This window comes from Microbacterium aurantiacum (assembly GCF_002872075.1).
Lineage (GTDB): Bacteria > Actinomycetota > Actinomycetes > Actinomycetales > Microbacteriaceae > Microbacterium > Microbacterium aurantiacum_A.
In genome coordinates this window covers 588,889-607,550 of sequence record NZ_PGGU01000016.1, presented here as the reverse complement: position 1 = coordinate 607,550, position 18,662 = coordinate 588,889, and the positions used below count along the sequence as shown (strand labels likewise).

The following is an 18,662-nucleotide window of genomic DNA, read 5'->3' as shown; positions in this document are numbered from 1 at the left end:
CCCAGGGAAGAGAGACCGGATGCTCACCGCCGACGAAGCCGCCCGACTGCTGCAACATGCGGGCGACGCCCGCACGCGCGGTGACCTGCTCCTGCACCTTCAGGTCGAGGTCAGTCGCCTCACCGGCGAGGCGTCGTCGTGGGGATCAGCCGAGAACGCGCTCGCGAGCAACGAGAGCATCGGATACTTCCTCAGCCAGGTCGAGGGCGTCGGCTGGCGTCTCGAGCACACCGGATACACCTTCGTCGAAGCAGGGGCCACGACATCGGCCCGGATGCTGAGCACAGGCACCGGCGTGGTCAACCATGGAGCGGTCGCGGGCTACTTCACGTTCCGCCGCGTCTGACGCCGGCGCCCGCGGCTCCGCTCTCAACTCCCGGCGCAGTTCGTGCCGCCTCGACAGCCGGTCGACCGTTCCGGGGCGTAGACATTTCGGTTAATGATCAGTAATCTAAATTGCGTCCGATCATTGCCGATGGAGGGTCACCGTGCCGAACTCGTCCGCCTCCTACCGTGAGCTCGTCGCCGAGCTCCGCGAACGGACGGCCGAGGCTCGCCTCGGCGGGCCCGAGAAGTCCCGCGAGAAGCACGTCGCCCGCGGCAAGCTGCTCGCCCGCGACCGGGTCGACCAGTTGCTCGACGTGGGAAGCCCCTTCCTCGAGGTCGCCCCGCTCGCCGGCTACGAGCTCTACGGCGGCGACTGCCCGGCCGGCGGTGTGGTCGCCGGCATCGGGCTGATCCACGGCCGTCACGTCATGGTGGTCGCGAACGACGCCACGGTCAAGGGCGGCACCTACTACCCCATCACGGTCAAGAAGCACCTGCGTGCCCAGGAGATCGCCGCCGAGAATCGGCTGCCGTGCATCTACCTGGTCGATTCGGGCGGCGCCTTCCTGCCGATGCAGGACGAGGTCTTCCCCGACCGCGACCACTTCGGGCGCATCTTCTACAACCAGGCACGGATGTCCCGCGACGGCATCCCGCAGATCGCGGCCGTCCTCGGCTCGAGCACCGCCGGCGGCGCCTACGTGCCCGCGATGAGCGACGAGACGGTGATCGTGCGCGGACAGGGCACGATCTTCCTCGGCGGACCGCCACTGGTGAAGGCTGCGACCGGTGAGGTCGTCACTGCCGAGGAGCTCGGAGGCGGCGAGGTGCACACCCGCGTCTCCGGCGTCGCCGACCACCTCGCCGAGAACGATGCGCACGCGCTGCAGATCGTCCGCGACATCGTCGAGACTTTCCCGCCATCGCCCGCGTACGTGGTCCCTCCCGAAGAAGAGGTCACTGAGCCGGCATCCGTCGACCTGCTCGATGTGGTGCCGGTCGAGCTGACCGTTCCCTACGACGCGCGCGAGATCATCCGCGCCGTCGTCGACGGCGGCGAGTTCGCGGAGTTCAAGCGCGAGTACGGCACCACCCTGATCACGGCCTTCGCGCGGATCCACGGCCATCGCGTCGGCATCGTCGCGAACAACGGCGTGCTGTTCGGCGAATCGGCCCAGAAGGGCGCGCACTTCATCCAGCTGTGCGATCAGCGGCGCATCCCCCTGGTGTTCCTGCAGAACATCACCGGCTTCATGGTCGGCCGCGAATACGAGGCCGGCGGGATCGCCAAGGACGGCGCCAAGATGGTGAACGCCGTCGCCTGTGCGACCGTGCCCAAGCTCACCGTCGTCGTCGGCGGATCCTTCGGCGCCGGCACCTACTCGATGTGCGGCCGCGCGTACTCGCCGCGCTTCCTCTGGCTCTGGCCGGGCGCGCGCGTCTCGGTGATGGGCGGACCGCAGGCGGCATCCGTGCTCTCCACCGTGCGCCGCGACCAGATCGAGGCCGCGGGCGGCACCTGGTCGGCCGAGGAGGAAGCCGAGTTCCAGGCCCCGATCCGCGCCGCCTACGACACGCAGGGCAGCCCGTACTACTCCACCGCGCGCCTCTGGGACGACGGGATCATCGAGCCCGGCCAGACCCGAGACGTGCTCGGCCTCGCGCTCGACGTCATCATGCGGGCCCCCTTCGACCAGCCGGGCTACGGCGTCTTCAGGATGTGAGCGAGATGTTCGATACCGTCCTCATCGCCAACCGCGGCGAGATCGCCTGCCGCATCATCGCGACGCTGCAGCGGCTCGGCATCCGCTCGGTCGCCGTCTACAGCGACGCGGATGCCGGTGCCCGCCATGTCGCACTCGCCGACGTCTCCATCAGGATCGGACCGGCGCCCGCAGCACAGAGCTACCTGAGCATCGACGCCGTGATCGCCGCCGCCCGCGAGACCGGGGCGCAGGCGATCCACCCGGGCTACGGGTTCCTCGCCGAGAACGCCGACTTCGCACAGGCGTGCGCAGACGCCGGCATCGTCTTCATCGGGCCGACACCCGAGGCGATCCGCACCATGGGCGACAAGATCACCGCGAAGAACACGGTCGCGGCCCGCGACGTGCCGACGGTCCCCGGTGTCGCCAGGGACGGGCTGACGGATGCCGCACTCATCGACGCGGCTCCCGGCATCGGCTTTCCGCTGCTCATCAAGCCCTCAGCCGGCGGCGGCGGAAAGGGCATGCACGTCGTCTCGGAGGAAGCGGAGCTGGCATCGGCGATCGCCGCCGCCCGCCGTGAGGCGCAGGCGAGCTTCGGCGACGATTCGCTGTTCCTCGAGCGCTACCTCACGACGCCCCGCCACATCGAGGTGCAGGTGCTCGCCGACCGGCACGGCAACGTCATCCATCTCGGCGAGCGCGAGTGCTCGCTGCAGCGCCGTCACCAGAAGGTCATCGAGGAGGCACCGTCGCCACTGCTCGATGAGGCCACGCGCGCCCGGATCGGCGAGGCCGCCTGCGAGACCGCCCGCAGCGTCGCATACGAGGGCGCCGGAACGGTCGAGTTCATCGTCGAGGCGACGCGCCCGGATGAGTTCTTCTTCATGGAGATGAACACCCGGCTGCAGGTGGAGCATCCCGTCACCGAACAGGTCACCGGCATCGACCTGGTCGAGCAGCAGCTGCGCATCGCGGCCGGCGAGGTACTGGCCATCACGCAGTCCGACATCGTGCTGACCGGGCACAGCATCGAGGCACGGGTCTACGCCGAAGACCCGTCGGCGGGATTCCTGCCGACCGGCGGCCACGTCGACCTGGTCACGCATCCCTCCGGTCCCGGCATCCGCGTGGACACCGCGATCGACTCAGGTCTCGACGTCTCGATCGACTACGACCCGATGCTCGCCAAGGTCATCGCCTGGGGCTCGACCCGCGACGAGGCACGACGCCGGCTGGTCCGCGCCCTCGACGAGACCGCCGTGTTCGGATTCCCCGTGAACGTCGAGTTCATGCGCCGGCTGCTCGAACTCCCCGAGGTGGTGGACGGTGACCTCGACACCGGTCTGATCGCCCGCCGGCTCGACGACATCGCGTTCGCCGAGGCCGACGAGCGGGTGTTCGCCGAGGCGGCGCTGCTGCTCGACTTCTCGACGCGCCCCGGCACCGATCCGTGGCGGCGGCGCGACGGCTGGCGACTGGGGGATGCCGCCGCTCGGCGCTACGCATTGCACTCCGGCGCGCAGCGGCGCGTGGTCCTCGTCTCCGGGTCGGATGGCGTGCTCTCTGTGCGCGTCTCGGGCGGAACCGCGCACGACTCGAAGGAGATCGCGGGCAATGAAGGATCTGCCTCCGGCATCCGATCCTTCGAATCGCGTGATCTCCTTCGCAACGCGCGTCCCGCATACGTACGCCCCCGCGGCGACCACCGTTACACCCTCGACATCGGCGGCGAAGCACGGACGATCTCCGCGCTGACCTCGGCCGGCAGGGTGTCCGTCGCGCACGGCGGGGCCGTGTTCGACGTCATGGTCGAGCGCCTTGCCGCCGGTGCCGGTGACGATGCGGCGAGCGTTCCCCAGCTCGATTCGCCGATGCCGGGCACCGTGGTGCTGGTCTCCGTGGAAGACGGCGCGCACGTCGAGGAGGGCGATCCGGTGGTCGTTGTCGAGGCGATGAAGATGGAGCACGTGCTGCGCGCCGGCGTGTCCGGAACGGTGTCGCTGCGCGCGGCACAGGGCGATACGGTGGCGCGAGGGCAGACGCTCGCGGTGATCACGCCGTCGGCATCCGCCGACAGCGGCGAGAACCTCGACGAGAAGGAGCAGCGATGAGCGGCCGGCGCATCGAGCAGCGCGGACTCTACTTCGAAGAGTTCGAGGAGGGGACGGTGTATCTGCATCGCCCCGGCCGCACCGTCACCGAGGCCGACAACGTGCTCTTCACGACCCTCACCATGAACACGCAGGCGCTGCATCTGGATGCCGCGTGGAGCGCGGGCACCGAGTTCGGCGAGCGCCTGGTGAACAGCATGTTCACCCTGTCGACGCTCGTCGGGCTGTCGGTGTCGCAGCTGACCATGGGCACGATCGTCGCGAACCTCGGCTTCGGCGAGGTGTCCTTCCCGGCGCCGGTGCGGGTCGGCGACACCCTGTACGCCGAGACGCTCATCGTGTCGAAGCGACGCTCGTCGTCGCGTCCGACACAGGGCGTCGTGCAGCTCGAGCACACCATGCGCAACCAGGACGGCACGGTCGTCGCCGTCGCGACGAGGTCGACGCTGATGCAGTGCCTGCCGGAGGCCGCGTCCGAGGAGTCCGCGTGAACGGCCCCGCTCTCCTGTTCTGCCCCGGCGACCGCGGCGACCGCTATGAGAAGGCGCTCGCGGCAGCGGACTCCGTCATCCTCGACCTCGAAGACGCCGTGGCGCCCGATGCCAAGCCGGCGGCGAGAGAGCAGGTCGTGGCATCCGCTCTCGACCCCACCCGCGTGATCGTGCGGGTGAACCCGGCATCCTCCCCTGAGCATTCGCTCGACCTCGAGGCTCTCGACCGCACCGCGTACCGCACCGTGATGCTCGCCAAGGCCGAGAGCGCAGCCGATCTCGACGCCCTGCACGCCGGCGGATACCGGGTGCTCGCGCTCTGCGAGACCGCGGCCGGAGTCGAGCACGCGGGCGAGATCGCCGCGCATCCGGCGGTGATCGGGCTGATGTGGGGCGCGGAAGACCTGATCGCGAGCATGGGCGGGCGATCGAGCCGCTTCGACGACGGACGCTACCGCGACGTCGCCCGCTACGCGCGCTCGCGGGTGCTCATCGCCGCGAAGGCCGCGGGAAAGCTCGCCATCGACTCCGTGCACCTCGACATCGCGGATGTCTCCGGCCTCCAGGAGGAGGTGTCGGATGCCGCCGCCAGCGGGTTCGACGCCACGGCGTGCATCCATCCGTCGCAGGCGGCCGTCATCCGCGCCGGGTTCGCCGCCACCCCCGAGGAAGCGGCATGGGCCGAGCGCGTACTCGCCGAGGCCGCCGGGCAACCCGGCGTCTTCCGGTTCGAGGGGAAGATGGTCGACGAGCCCGTGCTGCGTCAGGCCCGCGCCATCCTGGGGGAGTAGTTCCTCGCATCCGCCCTGCCCTCAGGTGGCACTTACGGTCGGTATCACTGCCTCATAGCGACTACAGGTGACACCCCAACCACCAACGCCGAACCTCATGTGGTACCCACGGCCGGTATCACCAAGCCATACCGACCACAGGTGCCACCCCGAGCATCCACGCCGAACCTCGGGTGGCACCTATCGCCGGTATCACCGGGCCATACCGACCACAGGTGTCACCCCGAGCATCGACGCGAAACCTCAGGTGGCACCTATGGCCGGTATCACCTGGTCATTCCGACCACAGGTGACACCTCAACAGTGTGGCAGCGCGACGCCGACTCGCCGAGGACGCCCTCAGGACGCGGCGAGCACGCGCAGCGCCGATGACGCGAGGATCTCGCGCACGTCGTCCGAGTCCGCGACGTCGGAGTTGTGCGACGTCGAGTTGAGCAGACCGAAGACCCCGTGCATGACGATCTGCAGGTGGGCGGCCGGCACGGCCGGTCGGATGCGGCCGATGACCTCAACCCAGAGATTGAGGTACTGGCGCTGCAGCATCCGCACGCGCCGATTCGCCTCCTCGGGGAGGTTGCCGAGCTCGCGGTCCTGCACGCGGATGACGTCACGGTGGGCGAGCGCGAACTCCAGGTGGAAGTCCACGAGGCTGCGGAGCAGTTCGTCGTCGGACTCGTGCTCAGCCCCGGTGATGTCCTTGCCGCCCTGCAGGAGGTACTCGCTGGTGCCGAGCAGGATCTCCTCGAGCATCGCGTCCTTGCTCGGGAAGTGCCGGTAGAGCGCAGGACCGCTGACGCCGATCGCCGCCCCGAGTTCGCCGATCGAGACGGCGTGGAATCCGCGCTCGGCGAAGAGTCGCGCCGCGGCATCAAGGAACCGTCGACGCGTCCGCGCCTTCCCTGTCGCCCGCGCCGTTGCCATCACGTCCCGATGCTACCGCCCCTGGACATTCCGGTAAACGCTCGATAACCTTAAGTTTCAGTTATCGACCGTTCACCAAACGCGCCCGAGGGGTCCCATGTCCGAGTCGCTTCAGTCCGAGCTTCCCGACGAGTACCGCGAGCTGTCCGCCGCAGTGCGCGACTTCACCAACGAGGTCGTCGCCCCGGTGTCGGCCCGGCACGACCGGGAGCACTCGTTCCCCTACGAGGTCGTCGCCGGCATGGCCGAGATGGGCCTGTTCGGCCTGCCCTTCCCCGAGGAGTACGGCGGCATGGGCGGAGACTACTTCGCCCTCTGCCTCGCTCTGGAGGAGATCGCGAAGGTCGACCAGAGCGTCGCGATCACGCTCGAGGCCGGCGTCTCGCTCGGCGCGATGCCGGTGTTCCGCTTCGGCACCGAGGAGCAGAAGCAGCAGTGGCTCCCGCAGCTCGCCTCGGGTGAGAAGCTCGGCGCCTTCGGCCTCACCGAACCGGATGCCGGCAGCGACGCCAGCGGCACCCGCACCACCGCGAAGGAAGACGACGACGAGTGGGTGGTCAACGGCAGCAAGCAGTTCATCACGAACTCGGGCACCGACATCACCTCGCTCATCACGATCACCGCCGTGACCGGCGAAACAGCCAAAGGCAAGGAGATCTCCACGTTCCTCGTGCCCGCGGGAACCCCGGGACTCACCGTCGCCCCGCCCTACGACAAGGTCGGCTGGAACGCCTCCGACACCCACGGCCTCGCCTTCGACGACCTGCGGATCCCGCGGGAGAACCTCCTCGGCGAGCGCGGCCGCGGCTACGCGAACTTCCTGCGCATCCTCGACGAGGGACGCATCGCGATCGCCGCCCTCGCGGTCGGCGCCGCGCAGGGATGCGTCGACGAGAGCGTCCGCTACTCCAAGGAGCGCCGGGCGTTCGGCACGAACATCGGCAGCCACCAGGCCATCGCCTTCAAGATCGCCCGTATGGAGGCCCGCGCTCACGTCGCACGCCGCGCGTACTACCAGGCGGCAGCCCTCCTGCTCGCCGGGAAGCCGTTCAAGCAGGAGGCCGCGATCGCGAAGCTCGTCGCGAGCGAGGCCGCGATGGACAACTCCCGCGATGCGACCCAGATCTTCGGCGGCAACGGATTCATGAACGAGTACCCGGTCGCCCGGCACTACCGCGACTCGAAGATCCTCGAGATCGGCGAAGGCACCAGCGAGGTGCAGCTCATGCTCATCGCGCGCGGCCTCGGGCTCTGAATCCGCGAGTAGGCTCGCCCTCATGAGCACGAATGACGCGGTCATCGTCGCCGCCAAACGCACCGCCGTCGGTGTCGGCAAACCCGACAAGGGCTCGCTGTCCGGCATCCATTCGGTCGATCTGTCCACCTACCCGATCCGCGCGCTCATCGCCTCGACTGGAATCGATCCGGCACTGATCGACGACGTCATCTGGGGATGCGTGTCGCAGGTCGGCGAGCAGTCGTTCAACGTCGGTCGCAACGCCGTGCTCGCGGCAGGACTCCCCGAGTCGGTCCCCGGGCGAACGGTCGATCGGCAGTGCGGCTCCTCGCAGCAGGCGATCCAGGATGCCGCGGCATCCCTCATCGCCGGATACGCGGATGTCGTGATCGCGGGCGGCGTCGAGGTGATGTCGCGCACACCCATGTTCTCCAGCACGGGCGGCCTCGATCCCTTCGGGACGCTCATGCACGAGCGCTACCCCGATCTGGGCAACCAGGGCGTCGGCGCCGAGCTGATCGCTGCCAAGTGGGGGCTCAGCCGGTCGGAGCTGGACAGCATCGCCGTCGAGTCGCATGCGAAGGCGGCGGATGCTGCGCAGCGCGGCCTCTTCGACGACGAGATCGTCCCGGTCGGTGATGTGGTGTCGGATCAGGGCATCCGTCCCGGGAGCACGCTCGAGAAGCTGGCGACCCTGCCGAGCCCGTTCATCGAGAACGGGCTGATCACCGCAGGCAATGCCTCGCAGATCTCCGACGGTGCGGCCGCGGTGCTCATGATGACGAGCGCGAAGGCTGCCGCTCTCGGGCTCACTCCGATCGCGCGCGTGCACAGCGTCGCGGTGGTGGGGTCGGATCCGATCATGATGCTGACCGGTCCGATCGCGGCGACCGCGAAGGTGCTGCAGCGCGCAGGGCTCTCGGTCGACGACATCGGGGCGTTCGAGGTCAACGAGGCATTCGCCTCCGTGATCGGCGCCTGGCTGCACGAGACCGGCGCCGATCCGGCGAAGGTCAACCCGCGCGGCGGTGCGATCGCACTCGGGCATCCGCTCGGAGCATCCGGAGCGCGGCTCACCACGACGCTGCTGCACCACATGCGTGCGAACGACATCCGCTACGGGCTGCAGACGATGTGCGAGGGCGGCGGCATGGCCAACGCCACCGTGTACGAACTTCTCTGAGAGCGGCTGCCGCGGAAGCGGCGCACAATGGACTCATGGGACTGTTCCAGAATCGCCCGGAAGAGCAGGAGAACGTGTGGGCCGGCCTCCCCGCCGAGCCGCGCGGTGACGAAGATCAGGTCGACACGCTGTCGACCTCATCGGTCGATCCGCTGACGGTCGGGCTCGGCGCTTCGGTCAGCTCGATCGTCTTCCCGGTCGCGCCACCAGCTCCGGAGGCGGTCGTGATCGAGAACGCCGAGCCGGAGCATCCGGAGGACTGAGCGCGCGAGGCGCCACCTGCGCGTTCTTCGGACTTCTGCACCTTCTTCGGACGAATCCGCAGGATTCCTCCGAAGAAGGTGCGATTCTCCGCGGGAAGCGCGCACCCCGACGCGCCGCGGCGACCACCCGGCCACCGTTACGGTTGAGGGATGACGATCACCGCCGCCGCAGACGGCTCCGCCCTGGGCAACCCCGGCCCCAACGGCTGGGCCTGGTACATCGACGACGAGAACTGGGCGGCCGGCGGATCACCGCACGGCACGAACAACCAGGGTGAACTGCAGGCCGTGCTCGAACTGCTGCGGGCGACGGCGGGCAGCGACGAGAAGCTCGTGATCGAGTGCGACAGCAAGTACGTGATCGACTCGATCACGAAGTGGATGCCGGGCTGGAAACGCAAGGGCTGGCGCAAGTCCGACGGCGGGCCCGTGCTCAACCGCGAGCTGATGGAGGCCCTCGATGTCGAGATCCGCGGACGCGACATCGAATTCCAGTGGGTGAAGGGGCACGCCGGCCATCCGCTGAACGAGGCCGCCGATGAGCGGGCGAACGCTGCAGCGAAGGCCTATCAGCAAAAGATCGAGCCGCGCCGCGGACCGGGATTCGTGAACGCCGCCGGCGCGGGAGCCGTGGTCGCCGCATCGACCGCCGTCGCGGCCGGGGCCACCACCGGGCGACCGGACGCCGCGAGTTCGACTGACCATGCCGCCGTCTCGCAGCAGCGGCCCGCGGCATCCGCCCCCCGCGCAACCGCGGAACCGCTCTGGGCAGAGACGGCCGATCTCCTCGACGGACTCGACGCTCCCTCGGCGGATCCGATCGAGGTGCGCCTCACGCTCTCCGGGCCGGAGCACGCCCGACTGCAGGATCGCGCCGCCGCCCAGGGCACCTCCCTCGAGGAAGCGCTGCGCCGGCTGATCTGAGCCTCGGTCGACGTTCACAACTCAGGAAGACTGCCCGCCGTGACCCGCACAGCGGGCTGATTCGGCAAGAAACAACTCGATCTTCCTGAGTTATGAACCGCGCACCGTCGGCGCCCCCTCTTGCATGCCCCGCAGGCCCACGGCATGACGCGGAATCCTCTCGGCTCAGCGCTGCGGCAGAGTCGCGACCACGGACCAGACTCCCTCGGCCGCGCCGGCACGGAAGGTCCCGCCGAGGAGTTCCGCCCGTTCCCTGAGTCGTGCGAGACCGAACCCGGATGACGAGAGAGAGGGCGTGCCCGGGTGATGCGGGCTGTTCACGACGCGCAGCGTCACGGTGTCGCGGGGGAACGTCAGCAGCAGCACGACCGTGCGCGGCGACGCCGAGTGCTTGATGATGTTCATGACGGCCTCGCGGGCGACCCGCGCGAGCGCTGCATCGATGCTCTTCGCGAGCGCAGGCCCGTCGGTGATCTCGAGCACGACGTCGTCGCCGAGGGCACGCAGCTCTTCTTCCAGCTCGCCGAGGACCGTGCGGATGTCGGCTGTCGCGGCGCGAGAGGGTTCCGGGACCTCCGCACTGCCGTGGATCAGATGAAGGATGCGCCGCGTGTCGGCGAGCGCCTGCCCTGCGGCATCCGAGATCGCCCGCTGCGAAGCGGAACGCACTGCGGCGTCGTCCGAGCGCTCGAGCACCCTGGCGTGCATGGCGACGATGGCGATGTCGTGGGCGATGACGTCGTGGAGTTCATCGGCGATGCGGTTCCGCTCGGCCTGCAGCTCGAGCTCGAGCCGCTCCGACTGCGAATCGAGCTCCCGTCGCAGGAAGTTGTTGCGGTCCACGACCATCCGGATGCCCCGGCCGACGACCGCCGACAGCAGGGCGATCACGAACACCGTGAGCACGCCGCCGGTGCGGAGCCCCGGTGGGATCACGGTGATGGTGACGATCCACGCCAGGGCCGCCGCGCAGAACGCGAACGAGAGGCCCACGCTGCAGGTGAAGAGGACGAGTCCGACGCCGGCCGAGAGCGCGGTGAGATAGCTCCCACCCTCCCCTGCGGCGACGGCTACGAAGCCGGCGAGGAGAAGAGCGGAGGCCGAGACCGGCGGAGACCAGGCCATCAGCAGCAGACTGAAGGTGACCAGCAACGACGACGCGAACGAGAGCGCCCCTCCGCCCAGCTCGCCCGACGCGCGCAGCAACGCCTCGGTCACCGCGGTCACCGAGACGAGGATGACCAGCACGATCCGCACCGAGCGCGCCAGCGGGATGAACGTCCAGAAGTCGACGCGGAGCGCCGTTCCCGGTCGCAGCAGTGCGACCGGGCGGTCCTCGCTCAGTGACAGATCCGCAGCCACTGACAGATGAGTGGCCACATCTGGCTCGGTTTGACGGGGACGATGAAGATCACGGCACTCTCCTTCGGGTGTTCCGATAGCCGACCGATCCGATCCGCCATGCATGATCCTGGCACGGAGCGGTCGCCGGCCGATTCATCCTTTCGACGCATTCTCGATCACGACCGGTCCGCTGCGGTGCTCCGCCGGGACCTGGGGACATCTCCCCATGTGTTCTCGTCACCCGGTTGCCTAAACTGTGCACGTGCGTGACGTCCGTGTACTCATCGTCGATGACGAGGCTCTCGTCCGGCGCGCGCTCACGATCTTCGTCGACACCGCCCCGAGCATGTGCGTGGTCGGCGAGGCGCAGGACGGGCCGTCCGCCGTCGCCCGGTGCCTCGAGCTGCAGCCGGATGTGGTGCTGATGGACCTCCGGATGCCGGGAGGAGACGGTCTGACCGCCATCCGGCAGCTCGGCGAACAGGTACCGGGTACCCGGGTGATCGCCGTGACGACGTACAGCTCGGATGACGCGGTGATCGAGGCGCTGAGCGCCGGCGCCGTCGGCTTCCTCGTCAAGGACACCGAGCCCGACCAGATCGTGTCGGCGATCCGGAACGCCCAGGAGGGTGGCTACGTGCTCTCGCCCTCTGTCGCGCAGGAGCTGGTCCGTTCCGTATCGAAGCACGCCGCAGTGCCGGCGTCGGTTCCGCTCAGCGCGTCGGAGACGGTCTCACAGCGTGAGCAGCATGTCATCCAGCTGCTCGCGGACGGCATGTCCAACGCCGAGATCGCCCAGCGGCTCTTCCTGTCGGAGGCGACGGTCAAGTCGCATCTGCGCCGCATCATGACCAAGTGGAACGTGCGCGACCGCGTTCAGGTGCTCGTCAAGGCCGCCAAGGCCGGCCTCGTCGACATCACCTGACGACGCCGCTCACTCCTTGGTGCCGACCAGCGCGTCGATCTCGCTCAGCGCCTCCCGCCGTGCGGCGGCGTGCTCGCGCGCCCTGCGGATGCGGTCCGCGCGCTGCTCGCGATCCCCGAGCCGGTTCTGCAGCGCGTCGATCTCCTGCTCGGAGAACCACACGCTGCCGCGCTGACGCGCCTCTCCCGCGTAGTAGTGCACGGTGACGTATCGGGTGCGTCCACCGACGGCCGTGCCGCTGACGAGGTGGATGGCCAGCGCATCGAGGTAGGTCTCGCGGTCGACGATGAACAACGCCCGCAGCGCGACGGTGCCGCGGGGTGTGTCGTAGTCGAGCCGCGTGACGAGAGGCCTTGCGAAGACGACGAGGACAGCCCAGGCGATCAGTCCCGCGATGATCGCGAGCCCGAGGGCGACGCCGGTGCTGTGCAGCCACCAGCCGAGAGCAGATGCGAGAGCCGTGACGACTACGAACACGAGCGCGGGCAGCAGTGGCAGTCGGCGACGAGTGGCGAGGTTGCTCTCCGGCACCCGGTCGCCGAACCCGGCAGCGAGGATGCGGGCGACGGTGTTGCGGGGCAGCGAAGGCAGCAGGAGATTCGTGCCGAACTGCTGACTGGTGTCGGTGGTGAGCAGAGCCAGCCGGACCCGTCCGAGGAGCATCTCGAGAATGTTCCGCTGCAGCACGACCCCGGTGATGGCGGCGGTGTCGATGGCGCGCTCGTGCGTCTCGACCAGTCCGTACGAGACGACGATGGCGCCGTCGGAAGCACGACGCACCTCCAGGCGCGCGTAGCGGACGACGCTGGCGGTGATGCCGATCCCGATGATCACGAGCGCCACGAACACCGCGAATCCGATCGCTCCTCCGCCCTGGAAGAACGTCAGGATTCCCAGGAGCCCGAACCTTTCGAGCTGCTCGTAGAGAGCGAAGGCGATCGCGACGCCGATGAGGGCGAAGCGGCCGAAGAGGATGCTGGCGACCATGAGATCCAGGAGCGTCGCCCGGTAGAGCACGCTGTCCGAGGTGCCGATGGCACTCTGGGGCCGATGCTTCGCTTCGTCGCGAGCCGTTCGAGCGGGGGCGGCGTTCTGCGCGGTCGGCACCGGCGAGCCGTGCTCTGCCTGATCAGCATCCGCATCCGCATCACGTTCGACGGTGCCGGTGTCAGGCACCCGCGAGTACTCGAGGATCGTGTCGCGCAACTCGCGGGTGATGCCGGCGAGCGTGACCTGGGTGCTGAGATCGCCTCCCTGCGCGACGCGCACCCGCACGAGGCCGAAGAGCCGGTGCGCCCACGGTGCCGTGCTGTCGACCGTGCGGACGGCATGCCACGGGATGCTGCGAGTGCGGCGATTGATCAAGCCGTTCGTCACGGTGAGTTCGTGCGCCGACAGGCGGATGCGGGTCGTGCCCCACTCGTAGACGGGGTCGATCATCCGGAACAGGAAGATCGCGGCGAAGACGGCGATGGCCCACTGCCCGGGCCAGATATCCGGGTTCAGGAGGAACACCGTGATGGCCACGACCGTGCCGATCGTGGTGACGGCATGGGCGAGATACGAAGCGCCGAGATAGGACAGCGGCAGTCGCTCGGATGCCTCGGTCGGAGCGGAAGCGCGCTCAGACACGGTCGGTGCCGTTCTGCGAAGAGAGGATGGTGTCGCGGATCTCGCGGGCGGCATCTTCGGTGATGCCGGTGATGCCTTCGACGTCGGCGATGCAGGTGAAGCGCACCTTGACGAGATCGAACGCCCGCAGCAGCGGTCCCTGCACGATCTCGACGTTGAGAATCTGCGCCGTGGAGAGTGTGGTGGTGCGGCGCACGAGCAGTCCGCGGCGGATGAAGACGACTTCTGGGGTGACCGTGTACGAGGTGTTGCGCACTTCCCATTTGTTCACGAACGGGATGTCGATGACGAGTCCGACGACGGTGAAGAAAGCCAGACCGATGAGGATCCAGAGGCGCCAGGTGAGGTCGGGGATGAGCAGCGTGGCAGCCGCGAGAAGGGGAGTGCCGACGGCGGCGAGGATGATGTCGGACGTGTTCTGGTAGCGCAGCGCCGAGGGTGCGAGGCGGTGCGTGCCGTGGCTCTGCGGTCCAGGGATGCGGTGTCGCCCCGCGGCATCCGTCTGTGTCATCCGGTCCGTCGTCATGACTACCATCATTCGTCCTTGCTCGTCGCAGTTCTACCGTCGAAAGGATGATTCGGTGCGGCCGGCGGGATGCGCCGGCCGCACCGAGTCGACATGCTCAGCCGAACAGGCGGCGGTAGATCTCGCCGGCGATCCACGCGATCGTCGAGCCGCGCTCAAGCCACTTGTAGATGGTGCCCTTGTTGTCCCAGACCCAGGCGATCATCTTCTTGGTCTTGGCGGCGCCCCACGAACCGACCTTGCCACCGATGTACCTGACGAGCTCGTAGATCTTCTTCGCCCATTTGAGCCAACCCATGTGATTCTCCGATCGTTGGTTTCGCGGCCCGACTTTGGTGCCGCGACTCGAAGCTACGAATCGGCGAGGGGGCCGGACTTCCGGCGTGAGATGGAACCCGGGCCACCCCAGGGCGGCACCGTCGGCTCTGAAGATGCACGGGTTTGGGATCGCGCGCGGGCGCGGTTGCGTCTTTCGGCGGAAGCGGTGCGGAAGGCATCCGGGCTCGGTGCACTCCGTTCACAACTCCTCACGAATCCGGCGGCAGACGCAGAAACCGGCCGATCCCCGAGGGGACCGGCCGGTTTCTGAGGAGTTGTGAACGGTCAGACCGTGAGCAGCTCCTGCTCGAGGCGCGCGTACGAGGCTTCCATGCCCTCGGCCATGCCGGTGGCGAGGATCATGTCGCGCGTCTCCTTGTCGGGGTACTCGATGAGCAGCGTGATGAGGGTCGCACCGTCCTCCTCGTAGAGGTTGAGGTCGTTGAGCGTCTCGGGACCGTCGGTGCCGATCATCCGCTCGGTCGTGACGGCGCGACGCGGCGCGTCGACGAGCAGCACCTCGCCCTCGAAGCCGAACGCCTCTCCCTCGGTGCCACCGGTGGGTGCCCATGAGGTGCGGTGCTTCTCGCCCGGGGCGGTGGCGATGACGCATTCGGTCATCTCCCACCCGTCCGGGCCGAGCATCCACTTCCGCATGAGGTCCTCCTCGTTGTAGGCGCGCCAAACGAGCTCGCGCGGACCGTTGACGAGGCGAGTGATGCGCACGTGGGTGTCGTCGAGCAGCTCGACCTCGGTGCCCTTGCCCTGCGCGAAGTCGCGGAGGTTCTGCAGGACGGTGTCGAGCTGAGCCATCGACATCCTCAGGCCCTCGACCATGCCCATCTCGACGAGCTGCTCGATCGCCTCGACAGATGGGAAGTGGCTGGTCGACACCATGCGGGTGCCCTCATCGGTCGGCTCGAACGCGAACGTCATCCGCGTCGCGGGGAAGTCCTCCAGCGGTTTCCCCTCGTCATCGGCGAAGGAGTCGATCACCTCGAAGCGGCTCGGCGCCTCGATCGCGAGGAACTCCCACGTGCCGGAGGAGCGCTCGCCCCGAGGTCCGTTCATCGTGTAGTTCGCGCGACCGCCGACGGTGTGGTCCCAGGCGGTGAACGTGGCCGGCCATCCGGGAGGACCCCAGAAGCGCTCGAGCTGGCGCGGGTCGCTGTAGGCGCTCCAGACGCGGTCGACGGGTGCCGCGAAATCCGCGGTGACCGTCATGGTCAGGTTCTCGGTGTCGGTCGTGACGTCGGTGACAGGCATTTCACTCTCCTTGTTCGGTTCGTGCGGTGGGGGGTGCCGGCGGTTCCGCCAGCAGATCGTCGAGGCGGGCGATGCGCGCACGCCAGAGCTCTTCGTAGCGCGCCAGGAGCGCCTTGGCCCGGGCGATCATCTCGGGATTCGCGCGGACCAGCCGCTCGCGTCCCTCGGCGCGCTTGATGATGAGGCTCGCGGCTTCGAGCACGGCCACGTGCTTCTGCACCGCCGCGAACGACATGTCGTAGTCGACCGCGAGGGTCGACACCGATTGCTCTCGCTCGATCGTCCGGCGGAGGATGTCCCGTCGGGTCGAGGCCGCCAATGCGTGGAACACACGGTCGATCTCCGCTTCGCTGAGTTCTCTTTGTACAACCATTTGGTTGTACGTTACGTCAGAGTGGATGCCGTGTCAAGAGGATTCTTGTCGGAGTTGCGGTTGGCCTCTTCATGAGACCTGGGATGCCTTTGGTCCCGTCAGTTCTTGCCAGACGTGTATGCGCGGATGATGCGGTGGAGGACGTAGCGGTCGAACGAGGATCCGTGGCCGGGGCGGACGACGTCGATGTCGAGCTCTCCGAGCATGTCCATGGATCGTCGATAGGCATGTGAGTCTGATTCATGGAGGTCGTCGAGCAGATGGTCGTCGTAGACGACGTCGCCGGAGAACAGTTCGCGGTTGGCTCGGTCGAGCAGCGCGATGCTGCCGTGGGTATGCCCGGGGAGGTGGAGAACCTCGTATTGCCGATCCCCGAGGTCGATGATGTGTCCTGCTTCCACAAGGACAGCCGTGATCTCCCCGACGTCGTGGTGTCCGGGATCCCACGCGATTCGCGGAGACGCTGATACCAGCATCCCTTCGGGGAGCAACGGGTCCGGTTTCACTCCCAGTTCCCGGGCGAAGGTGGGGCCGTGGAGCGAGGTCACGGCTGCGGGCACGTCGCCCGGATGTGCTCGAACGTCCGCGAACTCGGCGGCGCCGCCCGCGTGATCGAGGTGTCCGTGAGTGAGGACGACGATCGGCTCGCGCCACGCGCACCCTCGTGCGGATGCCATCGATCGGAGCGCCTCTTTCAGGCTGGCGACCCCCAGTCCGGTGTCGACGAGGAGGTCGCGGTCCCGGCCTTGTCGCCACCAGATGTTGCCGCGAACGAATTCGTGCGCGTGCGGTTCGTCGATCTGCGTGAGCCCGGGGGCGACGTCACGCATTCGGAACCAGTCGGCGACGAGGGGGAGCGTCATGCGGTGACGCCTGCAGCGTCGGTCGACATGCGCTGCTCGCGCTGCCACAAGGCGGCATAGACCGCGGCCGCGATGAGGGGTCCCGCGATCGATGACAGGTCGGCTCCTGCGAGAGCCGCCGCGATCGGGCCGACATACAGGGTGGTGTTCACCATCAGCAACGCCACCGTTGTGGCGATCAGCATGGCAGCTGTTCCGGGAAGCGACCACCCTCCGCGGAACCAGAAGGGGCTCGCGTCGTCGGTGCGGCTCAACTTCAGGCCGTCATAGGCATTGCGGCGAAGGAGTATGTCGGCGACGTAGATCGCGAGCAACGGCCCCATGACAGCGACCGAGATCTCGATCAGATAGTTGAGTGTCTCGAGGAGATCAGGGGCGAGGAAGAGAAGGTACACCGACGTGAGCACGCACACCGCCCCCACGATCGTCACCGTGACCCAGCGCCGGATGCGGGGGGCGAAGGTCTGCACGTAGAGGCCGGCGGAGTACGCGGTGAGGGCGTTGTTGGCGATGCTTCCCACGATCACGGCCGCGAGGAACACGGGATAGAACCATGCGGGAACGATGGCGGCGATCGTGGTCTGCGGGTCGTTCATGTCGATGCTCGTCGCCGCGATCGCGCCGAGCGCTCCGAGAAGGACCGAGGGGATGAGTCCACCCAGCGCAGTCCAGACGACGATGGCTTTCCTCGAACTCGTGGCCGGAAGGTACCGAGAGAAATCTGCGCTGGTGTACCACGAGAGCGGCCCGGACGCGATGATCGTCAGTCCGAGCAGCCAGAGCGCGACTCGCTCCCCGGCGCCGAGAGCCGGCGACTGGTAGCCCCAGTCGGCGGCGTTGAGTACGAAGATACCCGCGGCGAGGAAGCAGACGCCGACCGCGGCGGAGATGTACGGGCTCAGGCGTTCGATGGTGGCGTGGCCGAAGACGCTGAGCGTGAGGCTGAGAACGGCCACGGCGACGAGCAGAAGGAGCTCGCCCGCTGGTGTCACATCGATCCCGAGAGCGGCGAAGAGAGCCGTCGACGCGAGCGCCGCGAAGGTGACGTTCAAGATCACGAAGAGGATCGCGATCAGTGCCCCGAGCCCAGCCCCGAAGAGCTTGTTGCCGCGAACGCCGAACATCGCCCGCATGATGATGACGCTCGGGGTGCCCGCCGCTGGCCCCGAGATCGAGACCCAGCCCACGGCGAACCACCACAGGTTCCCGAGTACGCAGATGATGAGCGCTTCCCACACCTGCAGCCCGAGGATGACGAGCAACCCGCCGTAGACGATGTAGAGGTACGTGACGTTCGCAGCGGCCCAGATGCCGAAGAGGCCGGCAGGGCGACCGTGACGTTGGCCATCCGGGATGTAGTCGATGCCCCCGATCTCGATGTGACCCGCGGTATCCGTGGCGACTCGATTGGTGCCCGTGCTGCTCATCTCATAGTCTCCATCGTCTATTAAACCGCTG

General features: G+C 68.0%; 19 protein-coding genes. 10 read left to right on the top strand and 9 right to left on the bottom strand.

Annotated elements, in window-relative coordinates:
• Positions 1 to 19: 19 nt before the first annotated feature.
• The 5 genes from CUR96_RS13690 (at position 20) to CUR96_RS13670 (ending at position 5,429) form a co-directional block, all read left to right on the top strand.
• Positions 20 to 346: a hypothetical protein gene (locus CUR96_RS13690; protein ID WP_102193829.1), complete on the top strand. Its 327-nt coding sequence runs from the start codon at positions 20 to 22 to the stop codon at positions 344 to 346.
• A gap of 142 nt (positions 347 to 488) precedes the next feature.
• The gene (locus CUR96_RS13685; protein ID WP_102193828.1) at positions 489 to 2,051 is read left to right on the top strand and encodes a carboxyl transferase domain-containing protein; all 1,563 of its coding nucleotides are present in this window, start codon (positions 489 to 491) and stop codon (positions 2,049 to 2,051) included.
• 5 nt (positions 2,052 to 2,056) lie between these two features.
• Positions 2,057 to 4,147 carry an acetyl-CoA carboxylase biotin carboxylase subunit gene (locus CUR96_RS13680; protein ID WP_102193827.1) on the top strand — a complete coding sequence of 697 codons (2,091 nt, stop codon included), beginning with the start codon at positions 2,057 to 2,059 and terminating at the stop codon, positions 4,145 to 4,147.
• The gene (locus tag CUR96_RS13675; protein ID WP_102193826.1) at positions 4,144 to 4,638 is read left to right on the top strand and encodes a MaoC family dehydratase; all 495 of its coding nucleotides are present in this window, start codon (positions 4,144 to 4,146) and stop codon (positions 4,636 to 4,638) included. The genes CUR96_RS13680 and CUR96_RS13675 overlap by 4 nt, the downstream gene beginning before the upstream one ends.
• Entirely contained in the window at positions 4,635 to 5,429 is a 795-nt protein-coding gene (locus CUR96_RS13670) for an HpcH/HpaI aldolase/citrate lyase family protein (RefSeq protein WP_102193825.1), read from the top strand. Before CUR96_RS13675 ends, CUR96_RS13670 begins: the two co-directional genes overlap by 4 nt.
• Before the next feature lie 339 nt (positions 5,430 to 5,768).
• On the opposite strand, the gene CUR96_RS13665 is transcribed toward CUR96_RS13670, so the two are convergent.
• Positions 5,769 to 6,350, bottom strand: a complete 582-nt coding sequence (locus tag CUR96_RS13665; protein WP_245861318.1) for a TetR/AcrR family transcriptional regulator — start codon at positions 6,348 to 6,350, stop codon at positions 5,769 to 5,771.
• A gap of 97 nt (positions 6,351 to 6,447) precedes the next feature.
• Here CUR96_RS13665 and CUR96_RS13660 point away from each other — a divergent pair, with 97 nt between their 5' ends.
• From CUR96_RS13660 to CUR96_RS13645, 4 genes are all read left to right on the top strand, one after another.
• Complete coding sequence (locus tag CUR96_RS13660; RefSeq protein ID WP_102193823.1) at positions 6,448 to 7,605, top strand: acyl-CoA dehydrogenase family protein; 1,158 nt, start codon at positions 6,448 to 6,450, stop codon at positions 7,603 to 7,605.
• Positions 7,606 to 7,627: 22 nt separating this feature from the next.
• Positions 7,628 to 8,770, top strand: coding sequence for a thiolase family protein (locus tag CUR96_RS13655; protein ID WP_102193822.1), 1,143 nt, complete (start codon positions 7,628 to 7,630; stop codon positions 8,768 to 8,770).
• A gap of 35 nt (positions 8,771 to 8,805) precedes the next feature.
• Entirely contained in the window at positions 8,806 to 9,033 is a 228-nt protein-coding gene (locus CUR96_RS13650; protein WP_102193821.1) for a hypothetical protein, read from the top strand.
• Positions 9,034 to 9,183: 150 nt separating this feature from the next.
• Positions 9,184 to 9,957 (top strand): ribonuclease H family protein, encoded by a 774-nt coding sequence (locus CUR96_RS13645; RefSeq protein WP_102193820.1) that lies wholly within the window; start codon positions 9,184 to 9,186, stop codon positions 9,955 to 9,957.
• 165 nt (positions 9,958 to 10,122) lie between these two features.
• On the opposite strand, the gene CUR96_RS13640 is transcribed toward CUR96_RS13645, so the two are convergent.
• On the bottom strand, positions 10,123 to 11,319 hold the full coding sequence (locus CUR96_RS13640) for a sensor histidine kinase (RefSeq protein WP_180969037.1): 1,197 nt from the start codon (positions 11,317 to 11,319) through the stop codon (positions 10,123 to 10,125).
• A gap of 244 nt (positions 11,320 to 11,563) precedes the next feature.
• Here CUR96_RS13640 and CUR96_RS13635 point away from each other — a divergent pair, with 244 nt between their 5' ends.
• Positions 11,564 to 12,226: a response regulator gene (locus CUR96_RS13635; protein ID WP_102194024.1), complete on the top strand. Its 663-nt coding sequence runs from the start codon at positions 11,564 to 11,566 to the stop codon at positions 12,224 to 12,226.
• Between the two features lie 9 nt (positions 12,227 to 12,235).
• On the opposite strand, the gene CUR96_RS13630 is transcribed toward CUR96_RS13635, so the two are convergent.
• From CUR96_RS13630 to CUR96_RS13600, 7 genes are all read right to left on the bottom strand, one after another.
• Complete coding sequence (locus tag CUR96_RS13630) at positions 12,236 to 13,858, bottom strand: PH domain-containing protein (protein ID WP_180969036.1); 1,623 nt, start codon at positions 13,856 to 13,858, stop codon at positions 12,236 to 12,238.
• A complete protein-coding gene (locus CUR96_RS13625; protein WP_180969035.1) occupies positions 13,851 to 14,384 on the bottom strand; it encodes a PH domain-containing protein in 534 nt (177 codons plus the stop codon). Before CUR96_RS13625 ends, CUR96_RS13630 begins: the two co-directional genes overlap by 8 nt.
• A 97-nt stretch (positions 14,385 to 14,481) precedes the next feature.
• On the bottom strand, positions 14,482 to 14,682 hold the full coding sequence (locus CUR96_RS13620; protein ID WP_102193816.1) for an aureocin A53 family class IId bacteriocin: 201 nt from the start codon (positions 14,680 to 14,682) through the stop codon (positions 14,482 to 14,484).
• Between the two features lie 305 nt (positions 14,683 to 14,987).
• A complete protein-coding gene (locus tag CUR96_RS13615; RefSeq protein WP_102193815.1) occupies positions 14,988 to 15,968 on the bottom strand; it encodes an SRPBCC family protein in 981 nt (326 codons plus the stop codon).
• A 1-nt stretch (position 15,969) separates the two neighbouring features.
• Positions 15,970 to 16,341: an ArsR/SmtB family transcription factor gene (locus tag CUR96_RS13610; RefSeq protein WP_102193814.1), complete on the bottom strand. Its 372-nt coding sequence runs from the start codon at positions 16,339 to 16,341 to the stop codon at positions 15,970 to 15,972.
• Between the two features lie 98 nt (positions 16,342 to 16,439).
• Complete coding sequence (locus CUR96_RS13605) at positions 16,440 to 17,204, bottom strand: MBL fold metallo-hydrolase (protein WP_102193813.1); 765 nt, start codon at positions 17,202 to 17,204, stop codon at positions 16,440 to 16,442.
• The gene (locus CUR96_RS13600; RefSeq protein ID WP_102193812.1) at positions 17,201 to 18,631 is read right to left on the bottom strand and encodes a purine-cytosine permease family protein; all 1,431 of its coding nucleotides are present in this window, start codon (positions 18,629 to 18,631) and stop codon (positions 17,201 to 17,203) included. The genes CUR96_RS13605 and CUR96_RS13600 overlap by 4 nt, the downstream gene beginning before the upstream one ends.
• Positions 18,632 to 18,662 lie beyond the last annotated feature (31 nt).